At 37.2% G+C, this 21,223-nt stretch carries 21 protein-coding genes; 15 read left to right on the top strand and 6 right to left on the bottom strand.

Annotated elements, in window-relative coordinates:
* Positions 1 to 3 precede the first annotated feature (3 nt).
* From AC1D0Y_RS12535 to AC1D0Y_RS12510, 6 genes are all read left to right on the top strand, one after another.
* Positions 4 to 1,497, top strand: a complete 1,494-nt coding sequence (locus AC1D0Y_RS12535) for a phage tail spike protein (protein ID WP_477707635.1) — start codon at positions 4 to 6, stop codon at positions 1,495 to 1,497.
* Positions 1,498 to 1,522: 25 nt separating this feature from the next.
* On the top strand, positions 1,523 to 2,608 hold the full coding sequence (locus tag AC1D0Y_RS12530) for a hypothetical protein (RefSeq protein ID WP_477707634.1): 1,086 nt from the start codon (positions 1,523 to 1,525) through the stop codon (positions 2,606 to 2,608).
* A gap of 74 nt (positions 2,609 to 2,682) precedes the next feature.
* Positions 2,683 to 5,337: a hypothetical protein gene (locus AC1D0Y_RS12525; RefSeq protein WP_477707633.1), complete on the top strand. Its 2,655-nt coding sequence runs from the start codon at positions 2,683 to 2,685 to the stop codon at positions 5,335 to 5,337.
* 21 nt (positions 5,338 to 5,358) lie between these two features.
* The gene (locus AC1D0Y_RS12520) at positions 5,359 to 5,940 is read left to right on the top strand and encodes a hypothetical protein (RefSeq protein WP_477707632.1); all 582 of its coding nucleotides are present in this window, start codon (positions 5,359 to 5,361) and stop codon (positions 5,938 to 5,940) included.
* Positions 5,941 to 5,974: 34 nt separating this feature from the next.
* On the top strand, positions 5,975 to 6,490 hold the full coding sequence (locus tag AC1D0Y_RS12515) for a phage holin family protein (RefSeq protein ID WP_477707631.1): 516 nt from the start codon (positions 5,975 to 5,977) through the stop codon (positions 6,488 to 6,490).
* Between the two features lie 47 nt (positions 6,491 to 6,537).
* On the top strand, positions 6,538 to 7,557 hold the full coding sequence (locus AC1D0Y_RS12510; protein WP_477707630.1) for a peptidoglycan-binding protein: 1,020 nt from the start codon (positions 6,538 to 6,540) through the stop codon (positions 7,555 to 7,557).
* A 48-nt stretch (positions 7,558 to 7,605) separates the two neighbouring features.
* Here AC1D0Y_RS12510 and AC1D0Y_RS12505 read toward each other — a convergent pair whose 3' ends face one another.
* From AC1D0Y_RS12505 to AC1D0Y_RS12495, 3 genes are all read right to left on the bottom strand, one after another.
* Positions 7,606 to 8,067: a hypothetical protein gene (locus AC1D0Y_RS12505; protein WP_477707629.1), complete on the bottom strand. Its 462-nt coding sequence runs from the start codon at positions 8,065 to 8,067 to the stop codon at positions 7,606 to 7,608.
* A 164-nt stretch (positions 8,068 to 8,231) separates the two neighbouring features.
* A complete protein-coding gene (locus AC1D0Y_RS12500; RefSeq protein WP_477707628.1) occupies positions 8,232 to 8,501 on the bottom strand; it encodes a group-specific protein in 270 nt (89 codons plus the stop codon).
* 17 nt (positions 8,502 to 8,518) lie between these two features.
* Entirely contained in the window at positions 8,519 to 8,734 is a 216-nt protein-coding gene (locus AC1D0Y_RS12495) for a helix-turn-helix domain-containing protein (protein ID WP_477707627.1), read from the bottom strand.
* Positions 8,735 to 9,088: 354 nt separating this feature from the next.
* Here AC1D0Y_RS12495 and AC1D0Y_RS12490 point away from each other — a divergent pair, with 354 nt between their 5' ends.
* The 3 genes from AC1D0Y_RS12490 to AC1D0Y_RS12480 are packed head-to-tail and all read left to right on the top strand — an operon-like array spanning position 9,089 to position 11,113.
* On the top strand, positions 9,089 to 9,295 hold the full coding sequence (locus tag AC1D0Y_RS12490; protein WP_477707626.1) for a hypothetical protein: 207 nt from the start codon (positions 9,089 to 9,091) through the stop codon (positions 9,293 to 9,295).
* Positions 9,295 to 10,503: an FtsK/SpoIIIE domain-containing protein gene (locus AC1D0Y_RS12485; RefSeq protein WP_477707625.1), complete on the top strand. Its 1,209-nt coding sequence runs from the start codon at positions 9,295 to 9,297 to the stop codon at positions 10,501 to 10,503. The genes AC1D0Y_RS12490 and AC1D0Y_RS12485 overlap by 1 nt, the downstream gene beginning before the upstream one ends.
* On the top strand, positions 10,496 to 11,113 hold the full coding sequence (locus tag AC1D0Y_RS12480) for a replication-relaxation family protein (protein WP_477707624.1): 618 nt from the start codon (positions 10,496 to 10,498) through the stop codon (positions 11,111 to 11,113). Before AC1D0Y_RS12485 ends, AC1D0Y_RS12480 begins: the two co-directional genes overlap by 8 nt.
* On the opposite strand, the gene AC1D0Y_RS12475 is transcribed toward AC1D0Y_RS12480, so the two are convergent.
* Complete coding sequence (locus AC1D0Y_RS12475; RefSeq protein ID WP_477707623.1) at positions 11,099 to 11,926, bottom strand: helix-turn-helix domain-containing protein; 828 nt, start codon at positions 11,924 to 11,926, stop codon at positions 11,099 to 11,101. The two genes, AC1D0Y_RS12480 and AC1D0Y_RS12475, sit on opposite strands and share 15 nt — an antisense overlap.
* A 568-nt stretch (positions 11,927 to 12,494) precedes the next feature.
* Between AC1D0Y_RS12475 and AC1D0Y_RS12470 the strand changes: the two genes are divergently transcribed.
* A complete protein-coding gene (locus AC1D0Y_RS12470) occupies positions 12,495 to 12,932 on the top strand; it encodes a S1 domain-containing RNA-binding protein (protein WP_013056909.1) in 438 nt (145 codons plus the stop codon).
* Between the two features lie 741 nt (positions 12,933 to 13,673).
* Positions 13,674 to 16,085: a S8 family serine peptidase gene (locus AC1D0Y_RS12465; protein ID WP_098432730.1), complete on the top strand. Its 2,412-nt coding sequence runs from the start codon at positions 13,674 to 13,676 to the stop codon at positions 16,083 to 16,085.
* 37 nt (positions 16,086 to 16,122) lie between these two features.
* Here the strand turns inward: AC1D0Y_RS12465 and AC1D0Y_RS12460 are convergent, their stop codons facing one another.
* Positions 16,123 to 16,899, bottom strand: a complete 777-nt coding sequence (locus AC1D0Y_RS12460) for a 3-hydroxybutyrate dehydrogenase (protein ID WP_025752250.1) — start codon at positions 16,897 to 16,899, stop codon at positions 16,123 to 16,125.
* A gap of 83 nt (positions 16,900 to 16,982) precedes the next feature.
* A complete protein-coding gene (locus AC1D0Y_RS12455; RefSeq protein ID WP_477707622.1) occupies positions 16,983 to 17,264 on the bottom strand; it encodes an acylphosphatase in 282 nt (93 codons plus the stop codon).
* 141 nt (positions 17,265 to 17,405) lie between these two features.
* Here AC1D0Y_RS12455 and AC1D0Y_RS12450 point away from each other — a divergent pair, with 141 nt between their 5' ends.
* The 4 genes from AC1D0Y_RS12450 (at position 17,406) to AC1D0Y_RS12435 (ending at position 21,200) form a co-directional block, all read left to right on the top strand.
* Positions 17,406 to 18,623 carry an MFS transporter gene (locus AC1D0Y_RS12450; RefSeq protein ID WP_477707621.1) on the top strand — a complete coding sequence of 406 codons (1,218 nt, stop codon included), beginning with the start codon at positions 17,406 to 17,408 and terminating at the stop codon, positions 18,621 to 18,623.
* 132 nt (positions 18,624 to 18,755) lie between these two features.
* The gene (locus AC1D0Y_RS12445; RefSeq protein ID WP_477707620.1) at positions 18,756 to 19,766 is read left to right on the top strand and encodes an LLM class flavin-dependent oxidoreductase; all 1,011 of its coding nucleotides are present in this window, start codon (positions 18,756 to 18,758) and stop codon (positions 19,764 to 19,766) included.
* Between the two features lie 60 nt (positions 19,767 to 19,826).
* A complete protein-coding gene (locus AC1D0Y_RS12440) occupies positions 19,827 to 20,456 on the top strand; it encodes an alpha/beta family hydrolase (RefSeq protein WP_477707619.1) in 630 nt (209 codons plus the stop codon).
* 27 nt (positions 20,457 to 20,483) lie between these two features.
* Positions 20,484 to 21,200, top strand: coding sequence for a helix-turn-helix domain-containing protein (locus tag AC1D0Y_RS12435; protein WP_098525099.1), 717 nt, complete (start codon positions 20,484 to 20,486; stop codon positions 21,198 to 21,200).
* The last annotated feature ends 23 nt before the right edge of the window (positions 21,201 to 21,223 follow it).

The raw sequence follows: 21,223 nt of genomic DNA, 5'->3' as shown, positions 1-21,223 counted from the left end.
CTAATGTGGTATATTTTAAACAAAACGTATGATACTGTGGGCGTTTTAGATAATAAAATCCCTAATGGCATCCCTATTCTTAGGGATAGCTGGCAGGGTCAACTAGAAGATGGGTATACGACATTAGAATTTGATGTCTTTGCTAGTCATCCCAAAGCCAGCTTACTAACAAGGGGATCTTTTATTATTTACACAGATAATCCAGATGGCTATGAGTTATTTAGGATTACAAAGCCTACGGAAAGTCATGGATTAGATGAAATAAAAACTATCTATTGTGAAACAGCAGCAACCCAGGATCTAATTGGCCAGATTATTGAGCCAAAGTCTTTTGTCGGGGCCAGTTTATCTGATATAGTTCGTTTTCTTTTGAGCAATACAGGGTGGGAGCTAGGCGTTTGCTATTACGATGAAATCATTTCAATTGATTTTGATGATTACCCAACAGCTTTAGAAGCTATCCGAAATACGATTAAACAATTTGGCGCAGAAATTGAATTTAAGGTAGAGTTCGACGGACAAGAGGTTGTACGTAGAATTGTGAACCTGTACGAGAAGCGCGGCACAAAAACAGGTGTAAGCTTTGAATACTCACGGAATTTAGAAGGTTTACGAAAAATTGAGGATGGAAACAAAGTTGTTACAGCAATGATCGGTATTGCTAGTAATGAGGATGCAAATGGAAATCCTATTTTGCTTATGAATGCTCAAAAGAAGCCTCCAGAAGGCTTTGAGGTTATCGGAAATATGATTGTAGATGTTAATGCCCTACAGGAATACGGAAATAATGGCGTAAACGTAGTGGACAAATTTATTGATCAAACGGCCATAAATCCAGTAGAGCTTTTTGACAATACATTAGAAGCCCTGAAAAAGGTAAATCATCCTATTGTTTCGTATGAAGCAGATGTACTTATGATGGAGCAGCTGGAAGGATACGAACATACAAAGGTTTCTATTGGTGATACCATTTTTGTAAAAGATGTCACATCACAGCCGCCCACGTATTTAGAAGCTAGGATTTTAAATAAGGAATTAAGCACCGTTCAAAAGGATAAAGGATCTATTGTACTTGGTGAATATGTTCCTCTTACAATTCAGCCTATCCAAGCGGTGGAAAAAGCACAGCGTACCCTTCAATTAAAGGAAAAGTTGTGGAATGCTACTATTGACCGTTCAAAAGAAGCACAGGAAGGTGTAGAAGAGGTAAAAAAGCAGGTTCCGTACAAAGTAGATTTTGAATCAAGTAACGGTACTGTATTTAAAAATGGTGTAATTGATACCCAAATAACTGCTATTGTGTACAAAGGAAAAGAGAATATTACCGATACGCTACCAAAAACCGCTTTTATCTGGACGAAAACCGATAAAGACGGTTTTTTTGATGTGGCTTGGAATTATGATCATGTTGGTGTTGGTAAAACCATTTCTGTTAGCAGCTATAATCTTTTTGAAAAAGCCAATTTCAAATGTGAAATAGATTTGCCTGATGAATAGATTAAATGAAAAGGAATGAAGAAAAATGACAATTGTAGCATCTGGTGTAATGACGCTTGTAGATTTAAATGATGCCAAGCAACTAGTAGCATATATTGGATCAAGTCAGCAAAGGCAGGTTATTTATAACCCTAATGGTGGTTCATATGTTCCGAACTATGCAAGCTCAAATAATGTGTTAACCCCTCAATTATTTATTGCAGGAGTCAATACAGATATAGCAGCTCAAGCCAAATCAATTAAATGGTTTTATCAAACAAATAGCAGCGGTGCCTTTACTGAAATTACGGCAAGTGATACAAACTATACACTAGGCAGCACAGCACCCAAAACGTTAACCATTAAAGGAAATGTACTTGCTTCTGCTAATTCTATTACGTATATGTGTGAGATTGTCTATACTGATACAGGTACAGACTACGATGTTACAACAAAAGCAGAATATGAAATTATTAAAGTAACAAACGGGACCAATGGAACGAACGGGACCAACGGGACCAACGGACAGGATGCAGTAAGGGCCGTTGTTTGGACTCCAGATGGAAACATTACACGTAATGCAAATGGAAGTGTTACGGCCACAGTCGATGTTTATAAAGGATCTAGTGTAGTCGCTGGGACAGCTTTTAAATGGTATATCCAAGATCCTACAGCTACAACATCAAGTGGAGGCGATGCAGACGGGGGCGCAGGCTGGCGTTTGCTTAACTCTACAACCAACTATGGCATTACAGGCTATACAACTAAAACTGTTACCATTCCTGCATCTGCTGTTGCGAGCGTGGAATCATTTAAATGTGTTGTTACGTATAACAATGTAAAATACAACGATGTTTGTACAATTGTCGATGTATCAGATCCTATTGTTGTAACGATAGTAGGAACCGGAACATTTAAGAATGGGCAAGGATCTACAACATTAACGGCTAAGTTGTTCCAAGCTGGTGCGGAAATTGATACAGGTGGTACAGCCTACGCTTATAAATGGTCTATTTACGATTCTAATAACGTAAAAAATTCGACCTTTAATAAAACAGGGAAAACCATTACAGTAAATGCATCTGATGTAAATGGACGTGGCAACATTGTGTGTGATTTAGATAAACCTTAAGAGAGCTTTCATGTGAAGCTCTCTTTTTAGTGCAAAAAGGAGCCGATAACATGACAATCATAGCAAGTGGGACAATGACTCTAACAGATTTAAATGATGCAATTATCGCAGGAACGGCACCGAGCAACCCCGCTGTTAACACTCTTTGGATAGATACGAGCGTTACGCCTAATATGTTAAAAAAGTGGAGCGGATCAGCCTGGATAAATGTAGGTGAACTTGATCCTGATTATTCAGATACCATTGAGAACATAAATAAAAGCATTGATGATATTACGAGCGACAGTGTAATTGATTATACCGAACGCAAAATTTTAAAAGATCGTATTACTAAAATCATCGGGTATGTAATTGCTGATAATGCTACCACCTTGCCAGCTGCATCTACCCTGGATAGTAGCGGTAAAGGGGAGTTCTATACTGTCCGAAAACAGGCATTAAATGCGGGTATTCCATCCCCAGATACAACTTATGCAGCTGTTGCTACTCAATATACAAATTTAAAGACCTATTTAGAAAGTCTTACACCTGTTGATGTCTGGGATCTATCAACGGCCAATAAATCAAAAACAATTGCTGTTACAAAATCAACATTTAGGGATAAGTTTTTGCAGTATGACAACGCAGTTAATGCGCTAGTTGCTGCAACGGCTGCTAAACAAAAAAGTAACTCAGATGCAGCAGATCAAAAAGGGCAAAGTGCCCTGGATGATTTAGGCCTTAACAGTGAGAAATGGAGCGATGCAGCAAATAAAGTTGGCCTTTGGAAGTATAAGGGCGATGAAAATAAATTTAATGGTAACGTAGTCGCAACACGTACCCTTTTTGCAACGGCTTTGCTTCTATCTGACTGGACAAATCTAATTGAAAACCCTGATTTTGAAGAGGATAAAATAGGATCTATTCCAGCGGGGTTTAATAGTACAACAGGGGTTAGAGTAGCAGATATTTCAGGCTTTACAAATGGAAACGGATCTAATAAAGCTCTGGAGATTGATGCCTACGCTACATCTAATAATAGTATCTATGTTTCAAATCTAATACCTGTTAAAGAGGGAGAAGTATTTTTTTTAGCAGCTGAAGGACGTTATTTAAATACAGCTGGATCAGGAACGGGCCGACTAGGTTTTTTACGGTATGACGGTAAAAAACAATCTCTTAATTCCTGGCAAACTCCTATCACATGGAGTGGTACTAAAACCACAACTTTTACTGATATGTCTGCAACATACACCGTCCCAGCAGGAACAGGTTATTTACAAGTGTATGCTACTTTTTCAAATAACGGTGAAACGACAAATAAGTTTTATATTGATAACCTACGTATGCGGAGAATGGCCAATGCTGAACTAATTGTAGATGGAATTATTGAGGGCCGACATATTAAAGCTGGATCAGTAGAATTCGGTGTTCTCTCAGGTGGTATTGCTAAATTTGGTGGATCAGGCAACGGTAACGGAAAAGTGGAAGTTTACAATGAAAATGATGAATTAATTGCTTCATTGGACGCTTCACAGGGCGGATTTAGTGATTTATATGTCGGTAATTTTGAAAGTCCTACCGTTGTAGAATATAGCGCAGATGATATAAACCTTTTTGTCTCTGACAGGCTTCTAGAGTACGCAGGGGCTATTGAGCCAAATGATGATAATGAGGGCACAGGATGGACAAAGCCGCTTTCAACAGTAACAGAAGCAATAAGACGTATTCCAAAGTATTACGATGGGAAAGCCACAATAAACGTAGCTTATAATTCCCTTATGTATGAAAGCTTTGAAATTAGCGGTTTTTTAGGTTCTGGATCTATCAATTTATCACTAGGCAGCTCTAAGTTTTATGGAAATCCAGTGATTAAAAATAACTTATTAAACATTTTTTCCACTGGTGGAACAATTAACGGTAAAAAGCTTGATTATGCAGTCGTGAGCTTATTACGTAATGCATATGTACGTTTAGAAAAAATGAAAGTCTATGGTAATGGGTCTAGCATGAACTTTGATACAACAGCAGGATTCACAGAAATGGATCAATGCGAAACATACGGTGCTGATTTAGGTATTAGTTCACGTTATGGTGGGCGTGTTTTCCTTACTAACTGTAAAGGAAGTGCTACAACATACGGCCTGCATTGCTATGGTGGCGATATTTTTGGACAGGGCACAGCTCCAAGCGGTGGAAACAACAATATAGGAGAAGTTGCAGGGGGCAAGGTTATGGGTTCCTTCACTTATGGAACAACTACAGGAGGCACAATGGATGCTCAACCTACTACTGTAACTATTAATGCAAGTAGCGGTGATAGCTGGCGTGATAACTTTGGGGGCCAGTGGTACGGTCAAAATGAAGTTGTACAAGGTAAATGGGGCAGCTATGGCATTTATCGCGGCTTATGGTTCTTTTCATTGCCTTCTCTTTCTGGAAAGACAATTACTCAAATTAGAATGTTTGTACACCGTAAAAAAGCGGGGGGAAATGCCGCTCCTGTTACTACGTACTTTAAACCGCATACCTACACAAGCAAGCCGAGCGGTGCACCTTCTTATCAGTCACCACAGACAACAGCAAGCTTTAAGCCAAATGAAGGAAAATGGATTACTATTCCTAGCTCATTTTACGCTGGCTTTGTTAGTGGATCTTATAAAGGTATTGGGATCTATATTAACTCAACTAATCAAAACTATTATGCAAAATTCGATGCAACAGCAAAGCTAGAAATCACTTATAAATAAAGGCCGAAGGAGTGAACAGGCATGAAATTTGTATCTTTAAATACCGAAAACAAAGTAGGAAATGTAATTGAAAACATTGTAAATCAAACATCTAAACTTGATCAGTTTGTTTATACAACGGCAGAGGGTGAATATGGCGTTTTATCTGGTTTCCAAGTAGGTTATTGTGTGGGAGAAGATAACTTAGATCCTGACACTGTAACACCTCAAGTCGTAGCGAATTATTTAAAACCATACAAAATTGAAGAGCTGAAGGAACAATGTAACTTAATCGTTGCTACAGGCTTTGAGTACACAAATGGAGATAAGTTTTTGTATGGAACAGATCAGCAAAATGATTTTTCCCAGAAACAAATTCTACTGTTATTAAATCCAGCCTTAACTACTGTCCAAGTTCAAACGAAGAATAACGGCATTAAAAAATATACTAGGCAGGAATTTATTAACCTGGTCACATATGCAAATGAGTTTAAAGATCAATTGATGCAAAGACTTGATGATTTGATCCAAAAGATTAATGAAACAGAATATAGTGATGTCCAGGAATTACGTAATTTAACTTTCATTGAAGATGTATCAATCCTTACGCCAGACGCTGAATAGTGTCTTTTTTTTATTCTTAAGGGAGGTAATAAAGGTGGAACAAATTCTTAAATGGTTACTAACCGTTTCAGGTGGAGTAATCGCTTTTTTATTTGGAGCGTGGTCAACCATGTTGAACATTTTAGTTGCGTTAATGGTTATTGATTATCTTTCAGGTATGGCAGCAGCATCTATAAATGGAGAATTAAAAAGCCGTGTCGGATTGGTGGGAATAGCCCGTAAAGTATTTATTTTTGCAATGGTAGCGGTTAGTCATTTGGTAGATATATTGCTAATTGAAAACAAAATTGAAGTTGGTTATCTGGCTATGAGTGTTGTAATAAGTGCCTATTGTATCAATGAAGTGCTATCTATCATTGAGAATGCTGGAAAAATGGGTGTGTATGTTCCAGAGCCATTAACAAAAGCTATTGCTATTCTAAGAAGTAAACCGCAAAAAGAAGAAGTGAAACCTGTTGTACCCTCTACTTTAGAGGTGCCAGCAGTCGTTACACCAAATCCGCCTATTGCTACAGCTGAAGTCAAAAAAGAAGAAGAAGAAATTAAGTAAGTCGCTGTTTATGCAGCGGCTTTTTTATATCTAAATTTGAGAGGAAGATGAAAATGTATATATTTGAAAAACTACCACAGTTAGTTGATAAACGAGGTAAATTAGTTCATAAAAGTTCATACAGTAAGCGTACAAAAGCTATTACAACCCGCGTATGGCATCATTCACTAACAAAGTTATCCGCAGGTGGATCTAAAATTGAATCATTTGCAGATTTTCATGTAAGAACAAACGGTTGGCCAGAAATTGCTTATCATTTAATTATTGATCCTAAACATGTTGTGAATGGAAAGGCCACTATTTACTATTGTGTAGATATTTCTAAACGTAGTTATCATGTGGGTAACAGCAATACAATTGGTCTGGGCATCTGTGTTATTGGCGATTACCGTACAGACAAGCTTAGTGAGGCAACTATTCGCTCTATTATTGACTTACACAAAGCCTTAATTGCTGATGGCATTGGTAAGTATGATAAAGCGCACAATGAAATGCCAGGCTACTCGTGGAAAGCGTGCTGCGTGTTTGATTACAATAAGGCATTCAAGGACGTATTATCTGATATGTTGCCAGTAGTTAAGCAGCCTGATCCGGTACCTGGGTTATATACAATACAAGAAGGAGATACATTCTGGAGCATTGCTTTAAAGGATGGAAAAGAAGGTATTACAGTTAATGATTTAATCGCTGCTAATCCGGATGTAAAACCGTCTGAATTGAAGGTTGGACAGACAATTAAATTCGGTACAGCTAAGAACAATTACACACCAACGCCAGAAACGCCTAAGAAACCACAATCGACTTATCAATACCCGTTACCTTCGGGAGTGCTTAAAAAAGGCGCACAAGGCGATTCTGTAAGTCAATTACACAAAGCGTTAGCTGCTGTTCATTTTTATCCGAACAAAAATGCTAAAAATCAAGGTGTGGACGGCATCTTCGGTGCTGATACTGAAGATGCGTTAAGACGTTTTCAAATGGTGTATGTTCCTTATCAAGTTGATGGTGTTTATGGTCCAAATACGAAAGAGAAACTGCAAGCTGTTTTAAAATCTAAAGGTTATTAAAAATAAAGCCCACTATTTTAAAGGTAGTGGGCTTTTTACATTTTAAATTTATTTTTCTATTACTTGTGCATTTATTGATGGAGAATCATTATCTCCGTTACCTGCATATCCTCCGTAAACTGTAATGATTTCACCATCTTTTATTTCTGTGTCATCCACATTATTGTTTTTAATATAGAAAGAACCTTCATCACCATCTAAAAGAAAAACTTCTCCGTCTTCCACAGTTGATTTATCTAAGGATAAAACTTGCCCCTTAACTTTAACTACAGTACCGACCGATACATCTTCATTCAAATATCTATCATAAGGGTATACCGATGCTTCTCCTCTGTAATCGTCTGTTAACGGTCTATTTCCTAGAGGTATTACAACAATTAGTGCAATCAAAAACGCTACTGAAGAGATTATTAACGGTTTTTTACCATACCTTTTGATTCTAATTAATAAAAAAATCGAAGATATTAATAATAAAACAGTTAGTACAAATACACCTATAAATAAATTCACTCTCTCATCCATCCTTCCAACTGAGTCTATAGTAACAGGTTAATTTTACCTCACCAATATATGTATATCTATAACAAAATAAAAAAAGCCCTGCTAATTTAAGCAGAGAGATTTCTCTTTTTCAATTTTCCCTTAAAGCTTTAATCAATCCCACGAATGGATTTTTATTCGTCTTTTTTTTCTTTTATCCATTTTAAAAGAAAATCTTCTGTTTCACGAGCTGGGAAATACCACTTTCCACCTATTTTATATTTTGGAAATCCAGGCTCATAAAAAAATGTATTTTTTATAGTATTTGTACTCATACATGTTCTTCTTTCTAGTTCTCTTGAATCCCAAAAGACAAGTTCTTCATTAATTAATTTTATATTTTCTTCAATCTTTCGTAACATCAATTGTCGAACCTCTTGCTGATCAATTTCTATATTTAACATACAAGTACCTCCTAAAATCAGTTTTCTTTATTTTTATCTGTTTTTTCAAATAAGTCATACACAGTACAATCTAATAGTTCAGCTAAGAGAATAGCTTTATTCACTGGAGGGAATGCAAGACCTTTTCTCCAAGCTAATAATTGATTTTCTGAAATACTTAATTTTTTTGCTATAAATTTTTTTGACCGACCACTGTTTTCAATATATTGGTCAATATTATTTTTCCATCCCATTCAGGCATCACCAATTTATAACTTCTATAAAAGCACAAAGTTGTCCTCTAACTATAATTAAGATATTTTTAATTTTTTCCGAGAATATTTCCAAATAAAAATTGGTGGACAAGTTTTTATGTACAATCCTTACTAATATATTAGTGATATAAGCAGTGAAGAGTTAACTGATATATTAGCAAATATATTAATGGATATATTTCGACTAATATATTAATCGTCTATTTAACCTTATCTGTTGAGCGATTTCTCTTTTTCTTAATAAGGGATTTCTTCTCATCCTTCTCAACCCATCTTTGCAGCAACCGGAATTTTCAGATTATACACTTTTCAGACTATTAAAGAGGTGATTAAATGAGTGGTTTATTAATTGTTGGAGCTGTTGGAAGTACAATCATTGTAGCTACAGTAGCCGAGAAAAAGTTATTGAATGTGGGTAAGCATATTGAGTCAGAAATGGTGCATGATTTAACTCGTCTAATTCTTAGCTTAGTAACAGTAGGCTCGTTCTTTTGGGTGCTATGGCAGCTTGTACAAAAGTTTTTATGGGGGATAATGTGATGATTAAAAAATTATATAGCAATTACGTTTACAAGGCTCGTTTAAAGAATGCATTTATCGTTGCTGGAATTTATTTAGATTTCAAAAAAGGTGATACACCTGTTAGGAGGTTTCCTTCCGTTGGGGCCTTCCACAATAAAAAAGATTGTCTCGAATATATTTTTTATTTACCACAAGGGCTAAACCCTGAAGAGATAGAGAAAAACAGATATGTATTTGCACAGACTTTTGGGAAAAACTTTGAACTGCAAGGTGATGGTTTGAAGTATACGCTCAAGGTATTTAAGAAGGAACTTGCAGAAAAGATTAATTTTGACTTAGCTGAAATTGAAAAACGTATGAGTAACAAAAAAATGATTGTTCCTATTGTTTCCGGTTATGATGTTTTAGGAAATTTAATTATGTACGATATGGCACCGGATCCAAACCTTTTAGTAGCAGGAGAAACAGGCTCGGGTAAATCAGTCATGCTGAAAGCTATCCTAATAAGCTTGATGTTATTCAGGCGTGGAGAAATAGATTATTATTTAGCTGATTTAAAAATGGCGCAGTTTCATCTATATAGAAGGTGCGAAGATGTAAAGTCAGTGGATGTTGAGCCTAAAGCTGTTCTAAAGACATTAAAAATTCTCGAAAAAGAATTAACAACTCGTTGTGAAATTTTTGATCAGTATGAAGTAGAGGATATAACCGAATACAACGAGTTGAAAGGCGTTGAAAAGAAAAAACCTATCCTTTTTTGTATAGATGAAGTAGTAATGTTAAAAGGTAACACAAAAGCTATGCAAATTATTGAAAAGCTTGTTTGTCTTGGTAGAGCTTGCTTAATGTTTGTTATTTTCAGTGTTCAAAGACCGGACGCGAAAATATTCGATGGAGCTATAAAAGCTAATTTAACTGTTCGTTATGCCTTCAGACACGCAGATAAAACAAACAGCAATATAACGCTAGGTAGTGATTCCGGCGCTGATGCTTCTAAAATTAAGAAAAGTCAGAAGGGTAAATTCTACATGAGACACGATGAAACGATTTTATTAAAAGCTCCAATGATTGAAAAAGAAGAAGCTAAGGAGCTGCTAAAACCATTAAAAAAGATACCTATTCCCGATGAAGTACCTGAAAACGTAGATCAGACAGAACCCTTTGAAAGTGAATTTGATGTTGAAGTGACAGATTTAACTTTACCAGGGAGTGAAGATGATGAATAACCGAGATAAAGCTATTACAGAAAGCTTAAAGAAATTCCGGGTCCTAAACAGAGATCAGCTGATAAAGCTTCATTTTCTTCAAAATAAAACACCTCATGTAGTAGCGAACAGAGTATTAAAGCGTCTGGTAGATAGCAATCTAATCGAAGTCGATAAAACTACCCGTCCTTACAACTACTTTCCAAGTCCTCGCTCCATCAAAAAAGACTCAACTAAAATACCTCATTTTCGTGCCATAGCAGACTTTTATATAACTTTATGTGCCTATGAAACTCCTACATTGTTCGAAGTAGAATTCAAGCCTTTAGCAAAAGGAGGTATTGAACCAGATGTTTTCATGAAGTGGAAGGGCTTTGCATTCTGTGTGGAAGTACAAAGATCTATTTACTCCAAAAAACAAATGGAGAACAAAAAGAAGCTATACATGGACTATAAAGACTCGGATGAATGGAAACGTCATTCCAAGCGATTTCCGGCTATATGGATTATCACAGACAAATATTATGATGTTGACTTTAAGCCACTCTATGCTGTTCAAACAAAAGATGTGGACGGCATATTCAAATACCTTACACCTCAAAAGCCTGTAAACATATCAAAAGCTCTCTAAAAAGTCTTGGTCAAAATAAAGCTTGTCCATAAGGTTATTTACAATACCGTTAAAATAGCCAAACTTGTTTTGCATTTTCGTATTATCTTTTACCTTCATCACAAACTCTTTAAATGCTCTAATACCAATATTCAGTTCTTGTTGTGGAGTAAATGCTCTTTCAGAAGTAGCATAGTTAACTACTCGGTTACATTGCTTCACAACTTTCCACAATTCTTGAATAGTTTGAGATTCATTATAGTAACAGCTTGTTAAGTCAGCAAATCTTTCTGGTACCCAATGAGCAATGAAGTTTGCTTTTGAAAAAGATTTAACAACTTTATTTTGTGAAACAGGAACATCGTTACGTTTATTATTAATAATATTTTGTTTTAAAGAAGGAGTAGTTGTTTTTGTAGGACACTTTTCAGCCTCTAAAGGAGTATTCTTGTCGGTCATCTCTTCTTTTAAAGGTAAAATAACAACAGCATTCGCTGTTTGATTCATATCAGTATGACGTTTCATTTCGTGCTGCTTGATCATACCAAGATCCTCTAGTTTCTTCATTAAACGTTGAATCGTTTTATAAGACACTTCTAACTTATCCGCAATTGTATTTTTACACATAAAGCTTACACCTATGTATTTGCAGCTGTGACGCTTTAAAAGTTCCAGTAATGATATAAGTCTAGCTTGTACATCTGAACGCTTCACAGCTAATTTGATAGCGTCTTTATATTCTCTAACAGTTTGATTCATTTCTTCAACAGTGCTGAATAATGATAACTTTTTGTAGTTACCCACACATGCAATTAATTCAATGCGTTTCTTCATTATGGCCTTTTCTCCTTCTATAAACAGAAAAAGCAACGATTCACCAATGATAGCAAACCGTTGCAAAGAGAACCCATAATGTATTAAAATACAAATGAGGGTACAGCAAGTGTTTGCCTATCTTAGCTAGGCGGACGGTATAAGGGTGTTCCAGCACTTACTTATACACGCTGTGCTTTTTTGTTTTTTCTTTTTTTATTAAGAAGATATTTGAGAAAGATTGTCCTCATTGCCCACCCAATTGCCCACCTAAACTTCAAAAATAATCTGAGGTTAACGGATTATGTTTTTTCTCTTTTTATTTAAAAGCTTGATGTTATAGGATTTTGTTATATTTATCCTCTTAGTTCTAAAGCCATTATAATATTTGATGAATGGTGGAAATGAGAGAAATGCCCATATTAGGTATATCTAATATGGGCATTATTTTGACTGATTTCTTTCATAAAACAAAAAAGAGGCGGAAAAAGTGCAATTTAACAAATTGTTTTCTCATACACACTTTGTTATTCTTACGCACTTTGGTATAATGAAGTGCTTTTAATATTATTGAGGAGGAACATTTTTTATGGCAGTTGAAGTAGGTAGCAAGGTACAAGGTAAAGTAACAGGTATTACTAATTTTGGAGCATTTGTAGAATTACCTGGAGGTCAAACTGGGCTTGTACATATTAGTGAGGTAGCTGACAGCTATGTAAAAGACATTAATGACCATCTTAAAGTTGGTCAAGAAATTGAAGTGAAAGTCGTTAATGAGAAAGACGGAAAAATTGGATTATCGATTAAAAAAGCAATAGATAAACCTGAAAGACCCTCATCTTCTTATTCACAACGCCCGCCACGTCAGGCAAGAAATAATGATAATCGTTCTAAAAGCAACTTCCAACCAAAGGAAAACTTCGAACAAAAAATGGCGCGTTTCTTAAAAGATAGTGAAGATAATTTATCTACACTAAAACGCAGCACTGAATCAAAACGAGGTGGCAGAGGCGGAAGACGCGGATAAATCCCTTCCACTTTAACTACTTTATTATATAGTTGAAGCAAGCCAGTAAAAATTGGCTTGCTTCTTTTTTGTAATAGCTTAAGTACATGCGCTAGAAGAGTAAAGAGAAGGTTAGGTACTTACTTGGTTGTAAAGTAGATGCCAATAGTGACAAGAGATGAGAGAAGATCAAGGATGAGTAGGATGAAATTTAAATCTATCATAATCATGCCTCCCTTTGTGCGAGCGTTGACGTTAGTATCTGCAAGATCTCATTTTATTATTCGTAATTTTTTAAAATTTCATTTAATTAAGTGCGATATTTTATATTAAATTAAACTATGTTCTAAATAATAAGTAATAAAATAAAAAGCGCTTATAAGAACAATTTTCTTAAAATAATAAAAAAACCTTATAAGTAAACAAAGAAAAAGTAGGAATGAGTCCCTGATAAAAATAGCTACATTAACAGAAATTCGTCAGTATTCTTGTATATTCATCTAATCTTTTCATAATTTTAGGAATAAAAAAGTTACGGAAAGAAGATAAACAGACAAAATTCTTCATTTTTTGAGCATTAGTGCTTAATTTGCACGAGTATATAAAATGATTCCATAGACTCAAGGGTTTTATAGTAATATATAGAACTTCCATACTATTCTAGTTTTTAGCTCACTAGCTAAGCAAAAGATGCGTATGTTCTGGGGATGAAGGCATACATAGTAGCACGAAGTATAGAGAGAAATGGAGAGGGAAAACACAATGAAAAAAGTATCAATTCGGTCTGTATTAAGTACAGTAGCATTTTCGGTTGCTTTATCTTCTTTTGCAATGGGCGCATCCGCCAACGGAAATTCAAAACCAGCGCTTGAACCGTCTTTAGTTAAAATTCAAGGAGACTATAACTTAAAGTCGGCTAAAAAAGTAAAAGTTATTGTGGAGTTAAATGAAGAGTCTGTAGCGGAAGCAAAGAAAAAAGGAGTAGCGCAAAGTAAAGGAAAGATTAAAAAAGCGCGTGACGAAGTGAAAAAAGAGCTTTCAAAAGCTTCTAAAACTTCAAAAGTAAAGCGTGAATATGACCAAGTATTTTCTGGGTTTTCAGCGGAACTTCCGGCTAATGACCTTGAAAAAGTAGCAAGTTTACCGGGAGTAAAAGCTATTTATCCAAGCGTTGAATATCATACAACAGAAGTGAAATCGAAAGAAGTGAGCGCCGAAGAATACAGTTCTGAAATGGATAAAAGCATTTACTATGTAGGAGCAGATCAAGCGTGGAAATCAGGATATACAGGTAAAAATATGACTGTAGCCGTTATTGATACAGGCGTCGATTACGACCACCCGGATTTAAAGTCAGCGTTTGAGAAATATAAAGGGTGGGATTTTGTAGATGATGACAAAGACCCTCAAGAAACGCCGGCTGGAGATCCAAAAGGAGAAGCAACAACGCACGGAACGCACGTAGCGGGAACAATTGCAGCGGACGGGAAAATTAAAGGAGTAGCTCCTGATGCTCATTTACTTGCTTATCGTGTACTAGGGCCAGGAGGAACAGGTACAACGGAAGACGTGATCGCCGGTATTGAACGTGCGGTAGAAGACGGAGCGGATGTAATGAACCTGTCGCTTGGAGATACGATTAATAATCCAGACTTGGCAACGAGTATTGCATTAGATTGGGCAATGGAAGAAGGAGTAGTTGCTGTTACGTCAAATGGAAACAGTGGACCAGCTAACTGGACAGTAGGGTCTCCAGGAACGTCTCGTGAAGCTATTTCAGTTGGTGCAACTCAGCTTCCCTACAATTTGTATAAAACAACATTAACTGTAGATAACGCAAGCTATGCTTCAGCCGAAGTAATGGGCTTTCCAAATGACAAGGCGCTACTGGATGCAAGCGGTAAAAAGTATGAATTTGTACCTGTCGGACTCGGAAAACCAGAAGACTTTGAAGGAAAGGATGTAAAAGGAAAAGTAGCGGTTATTTCTCGCGGTGACATTGCGTTTGTAGATAAAGTTGATAATGCGAAAAAAGCCGGCGCTGTTGCCACGGTGATTTACAACAATGTAGAAGGGACAATCCCTGATATTCCAGGCACATCTTTGCCAAGTATTCGCTTATCAAAAGCTGATGGACAAGCCTTGGTTGCTTCTTTGGCAAAGGGATCGGTTACGGGATCTTTTAGTGCAACGTTTAATCAGACAGTCGATGAAACAATGGCTGACTTTTCATCGCGCGGACCGGTTGTTGATACATGGATGATTAAGCCGGACATTTCGGCACCGGGAGTCGATATCATCAGCACAGTGCCAACCAATGATCCAAGCAACCCTCATGGATATGGATCCAAACAAGGAACAAGTATGGCAGCACCCCACGTAGCAGGAGCAGCAGCGTTAATTTTACAGGCGCATCCAAATTATAAAGTAGAAGACGTAAAAGCATCTTTAATGAACACAACGGAACTGCTTCGTGACCGCAACGGGCTGGTTTACCCTCATAATACGCAAGGTGCAGGAAGCATGCGCGTAGTAGATGCAATTAAAGCAAAAACGCTTATTACACCAGGAAGTCACTCGTACGGCGTCTTTTATAAAGATAAAGGGAAACAAGTAGAAAAACAAAGCTTTAAGATTAAAAATCTATCAAATCACAGTCAAAAATACTCGGTCAAAGTAAAATTTAAGAAAAGCCATCAGGCAATTGACGTTAAATCAACAAACGATTTAGTGGTTAATGCAGGAAAAACGCAAAAAGTAAATCTGAATGTAAAAGTAGATGCAGGGAAATTATCTCCTGGCTATTACGAAGGGACAATTACCGTAAGTAACAATAAAGAAACGTACGATGTTCCAACCATTTTATTTGTAAAAGAGCCGGATTATCCTCGCGTTACTTCTGCGTATGTAGATGTACTTGGAAATGGCTCATTTGAATACGGGAGTTATTTACCAGGAGGAGCGGAGAAGCTTAGCTATTACATTTACGATGCAACGTTAGAAAAAGGGGAATTGTTAAGTTCATATACGAATGTAGCAAAAGGATTTTCTAGCGCAACGTGGGACGGAAAGATTAATGGTGAAGCTCTTCCAGCGGGAACGTATTATTTATACGCAGAAGCACTAAAAGCAGGTCAGACGACAGGTTCTTTAGGAGAATTCGAAATTAAATAAATAAAAAAAGAGTGCCAGTCTAACTGACACTCTTTTTTTATTGAGCCGTATATCCACCATCGATCACAGCAGCTTGACCGGTTACGCCTTTTGCTAAATCACTTGCTAAAAACATTGCATAATCTGCAATTTCATCAACTGCAAGCAAGCGCTTTTGAGGAACAAGAGGATAAATGACTTCTTCTAGTACTTTTTCAAGCGCTACATTTCGCGTACGTGCTAAATCTTTTAATTGATTTTGAACAAGCGGCGTATCAACATAACCAGGGCAAATCGCATTTACCGTAATGCCGTGCTCTGCACCTTCAAGAGCGGCCACTTTCGTTAAGCCAATCACGCCGTGCTTAGCGCTGTTGTATGCCGCTTTTCCTGAGAAACCAATCAATCCGTTAATGGAAGACATGTTCAAAATGCGGCCGAATTTTTGCTTTTTCATAATAGGAAACGCATGCTTAGTCGCAACAAAAGGTGCAACAAGCATAATTTTCGTTAAAAGTTCAAATTTTTCAGTAGGAAATTCTTCGAGCGGGGAAACAAATTGCATGCCGGCATTGTTAATTAATACATCAAGGCGGCCATATGTTTCAACCGTTTGAGCAATCATTTGTTCAATATCACTTTCCTTTGTCACATCTGCTTTAATGCCTAATGCTTCGTAGCCTTTTGTCTTCAATTTGTCTGCTGCTTTCTTAACTCCATCTTCATTTAAGTCAGTTAAGACAACAGTCGCTCCGTCTTCAGCAAAGCGCTCACCAATTTGATAACCGATACCTTGAGCTGCACCTGTAATTAACACAATTTTGTTTTCAACCATCGTTTTTTCCCCCTTATATGTAGATGATGTAAAATCGCTTACTTTTCCATTTTATCAAAAATTATCTTGATTTAGCGAGTTTTTTAACTATACTTCACACGAAAAGAATGGGTGTGGGAAGGGGTGTTTACTATCTTTACTTCCACATTGCTAACAGAAGCGAACGGTGAGGGACCTTTTTTTATTTCTTCAATAAATTTTTGGATGTTGCTTTCTTCACCTTCAGCATCAATTTCCACTTTGTGATCGTCTCGATTTCGTACCCATCCTTTAATAGAGCATTCCATTGCCTTTAGCTGCGTATAGTGACGGAACCCAACCCCTTGAACGCGTCCGTCTACAATTATATGCACATGTTTTTTCACTGTTCTCACCTCGCAGGTAATTTTCCCTTTTTTATAAAAAAGAAAACAACTACAATCTTAACTTTCACTGTATAATAGAAAAAGACATTGTAAGACTTTAACAATTATAATGTAGATTAAATTAAGAAAGAAGGGTTATGAATGCAAGCAGCAGCACGAACGCAGCAAGCGCAGCCGGCAACGATTTATCGTATTTTATTTGCTATTAGTTTAGGACATTTTCTAAATGATTGTATGCAGTCCGTTATACCGGCACTTTTTCCTGTCCTTGAAAAATCGATGAATTTAAACTACACGCAAATCGGCTGGATTGCCTTTGCTTTAAACATGACGTCATCGATTATGCAGCCCGTATTCGGCGTGTTTGCCGATAAGCGTCCTTCGCCATTTTTATTGCCAATTGCAATGTGTTTAAGCATGATTGGTATGGTTGGGCTCGCTTTAGCGCCAAATTTTTATTTTGTGATTATATCTGTCTTATTTGTAGGATTCGGCTCAGCTATTTTTCATCCGGAAGGTTCTCGCGTAGCGTATATGGCAGCAGGAGGAAAACGGGGGCTGGCACAGTCTATTTATCAAGTTGGCGGAAATACAGGACAATCGATGGCTCCGCTATTTACAGCATTTATCTTTATCGGACTTGGTCAGTTTGGAACGATTTGGTTTACGTTAATTGCAGGTATTGGCGTAGTGGTTTTGTATAGCGTCTCTAAATGGTATAAATCGGAGTTAGCTACTCGTCAACGCTTAAAGAAAAAGCAGTCAGATGCTTCATTTACGATGAACAAGCAAATTATTTTTGCAGTTGGACTTTTAATTTTTCTTGTTTTTGCACGTTCATGGTACGGAGCAGGCATCCTTAATTTCTTTCAGTTTTATATCATTGAAAAATTTAATTTGCCTATCAAAAGCGCTCAGCTTTACGTTTTTTTATTTATGATTGCAGGGGTGCTTGGAACATTCTTTGGAGGTCCGCTTGCCGATCGTTTCGGAAAACGAAATATTTTGTTGTTTTCTATGTTAGGATCAGTACCGTTTACTTTATTACTTCCTCATGTTTCTCTAGGAGTGGCGGCACCTCTTTTAGTACTAATTGGCTTTATTCTTCAGTCAAGTTTCAGCGTCACGGTCGTCTATGCTCAGGAGCTGATGCCGGGGAAAATCGGCTTGGTATCCGGCTTAATTGTAGGGCTTGCTTTTGGAATGGGAGCTTTAGGAGCTGTTGTATTCGGTAAATTAGCCGATGTCTTCAGCCTTCAATTTATCATGCTGTTTTGCAGCTATCTTCCAATTCTAGGGCTGCTAACATGGCTGTTACCGAGCGATAAGAGTGTGAAAGAAATGCACGAAGCAAAATAAGAAAATGAAAAAGCAAACGCAGGACAGCGTTTGCTTTTTCTATGAGCGTGAAGCAAATTTCAAGACGAATTCATATTTTTCTCCTACAATAGAGACAATATAGAAATTGAAAATTGAAAGGAAGAATCACCTATGATTAAGCTAAGCGTATTGGACCAGTCTCCTGTTTCAAGCGGATCAACACCAAAGGAAGCGTTAAAACGTACGGTAGAGCTGGCTAAATTAACGGAAGAGTGGGGCTACCACCGCTTTTGGGTAGCGGAACATCATAATACGAACGGTCTTGCAGGCTCATCTCCAATTCTTTTAATGACGCACTTGGCTTCTCAAACGAGCCGAATCCGAATTGGATCTGGAGGAGTTCTTCTTCCTCAATACAGTCCGTATAAAGTAGCAGAAGACGCTCAGCTGCTTGAAAATCTGTTTCCGAATCGAATTGACTTAGGTCTTGGACGGTCACCGGGAGGAGATGCGCTGACTCGGCTTGCGCTGACAGATGGAGTCCGTAAAAGCCTCAATGAATTCCCGCGGCAAATTCAAGCGTTAAAAGGACATCTTGAGCATAATTTGCCGTCGGATCATCCGTATTACGGGGTGACAGCTTATCCGTTAAGTGAAACAAAACCAGAACTGTGGCATCTTGGTATCAATAAAAGAGGAGCAAGGTCGGCTGCTGAGCTGGGCATCTCTTTTACGTTTGGACACTTTATTTATTCAGTTGGAGGACAAGAAGCCATTCGTCATTATAAACAAGAATTTATCCCTTCTTCGTATCAATCAACGCCTAAAACCAACGTATGCGTATTTGTAGTATGTGCAGAAACAACAGAAGAAGCTGAGGGACACGCTAAAACGGTAGATGATTGGTTGTTGAAAGTAGCTAAAGGCGGAGATACAACGGTTTCATCGATAGAAGAAGTGCGTAATCGTTCTTATTCAGAAGAAGAGCTCAAAAAAATAACCACCAATCGTCCTCGTATGATCGTAGGAAATCCAGCTGAAGTAAAACAAGGATTAATCGGGCTGCAGCAAAAATACGATAACGACGAATTTTTAATTATTACAAATATCCATGATTATGAAGCAAAAAAGAAGTCTTATGAACTGCTTGCAGAGCTATTTCCTCAACCCTCATTTTTTTAAGAAAAAGATGGGGTTTTTTTACGGAATTAAATGTTAGAATATTTAAAAAGGAGGAGTGACATGCACGTAGATCAAAAAAGTGTAAGCAGCCAAACTCATAGGATTACCTATACACATATTAAAACAAGAGGTCCTCGCATTTGCTTTATGTTTTCAGGGCTAGGCTATACGTACGAAAAGCCGCTGTTGTATTATGTAACGATGCTGATGCTAAAACATGGGATTGATGTTGTTCAGATTCACTATGCATATTCAAAAGAGCTGATGACAAAGTCTACAGATGAGATTGCAGATGTTATGATGCAAGACATTGATCTCGTGCTGCAGGACGTTTTATCTCACAGTGACTATAAAAATATCATATTTGCAGGAAAATCAATTGGCACCATTCCGCTGATTCAGCGAGTTATGAAAGATGAAGTCTACAAAGATGCAGTGATGCTTTTACTGACGCCGCTTTTAACAAGAACAGAACTGTTTGAAAGTTTACTAGAAAACACTCATAAAGGTCTTCTTGTAATAGGAGCTCGCGATCACTATTATACTGAAGAAGTGTATCAATTAAAAACAAACACAATGAATATTGAAGTGATTGAAAATGCCGATCATTCATTGGACGTTTTGTATACTCCCACGGAATCGTTAAAGGCGCTAGAAAACGTTTTGAATGGCATAGAAAAGCTTCTTTGAGATAGGAAGTAAGGAAAGGAGGAAAAAATGGATACGCTACGTGAAATTATTTGCGAAAAAAGAGCCTACAGCTATTCACCTCATACTCATGATCATAACTACAGTCAGCTTTTGTTTCCGCTAGCAGGTGCTCTTGATATTCAAGCAAGTGAGCAGCACTTAACGCTGCAAGAAGGATGCTTTTACATTCCGCCTCGTCAGCTTCATACGTATCAAGCTAAAAACGCAAATGAATGTTTAGTTGTTGATATTCCGTTGAAATTTACAGAAAGTGCGCATCTTTCTCAACAAGCCGCTTTTATTCAATGGGATTCAACGTGGAAAGCAATTCGCTACCTTTTACTTGATGGGCTTCAAAAAAGCACTGACAGAGGGGCGCTTGAAGATTTAGTCCGTTACGTTCAGCATTATTTACCAAAGAACCAAACGTTTAAATCCATTGATTATCTTCATGCTAACTTTAATCAAGAGCTAAACATAGAAAGCCTTGCTAAGATGGAAAATTACCATCCTGCCTATTTTTCCGCTTGGTTTAAACAAAAAACGGGCTATTCGCCTCAAAGCTATGTAGCGCGTATACGTTTAAAGAAAGCAAAAGAATTGTTAAAAGAGAGCAGCTATTCGATAACGTATATTGCGCACGAAGTCGGCTATTACAGCTTGTCTTCATTCACTAAATGGTTTGCAAAACAAGAAGGAGTCTCACCCACGCAATATCGAAGTATCTTAAAAACAGACAAATAATATCATAAAAGCGGAAAAACTTT

It is taken from the genome of Priestia sp. P1_B12_1, from assembly GCF_056406695.1.
The sequence above is the reverse complement of the archived record's forward strand: the minus strand, read 5'-3'. Positions and strand labels throughout refer to the sequence as shown.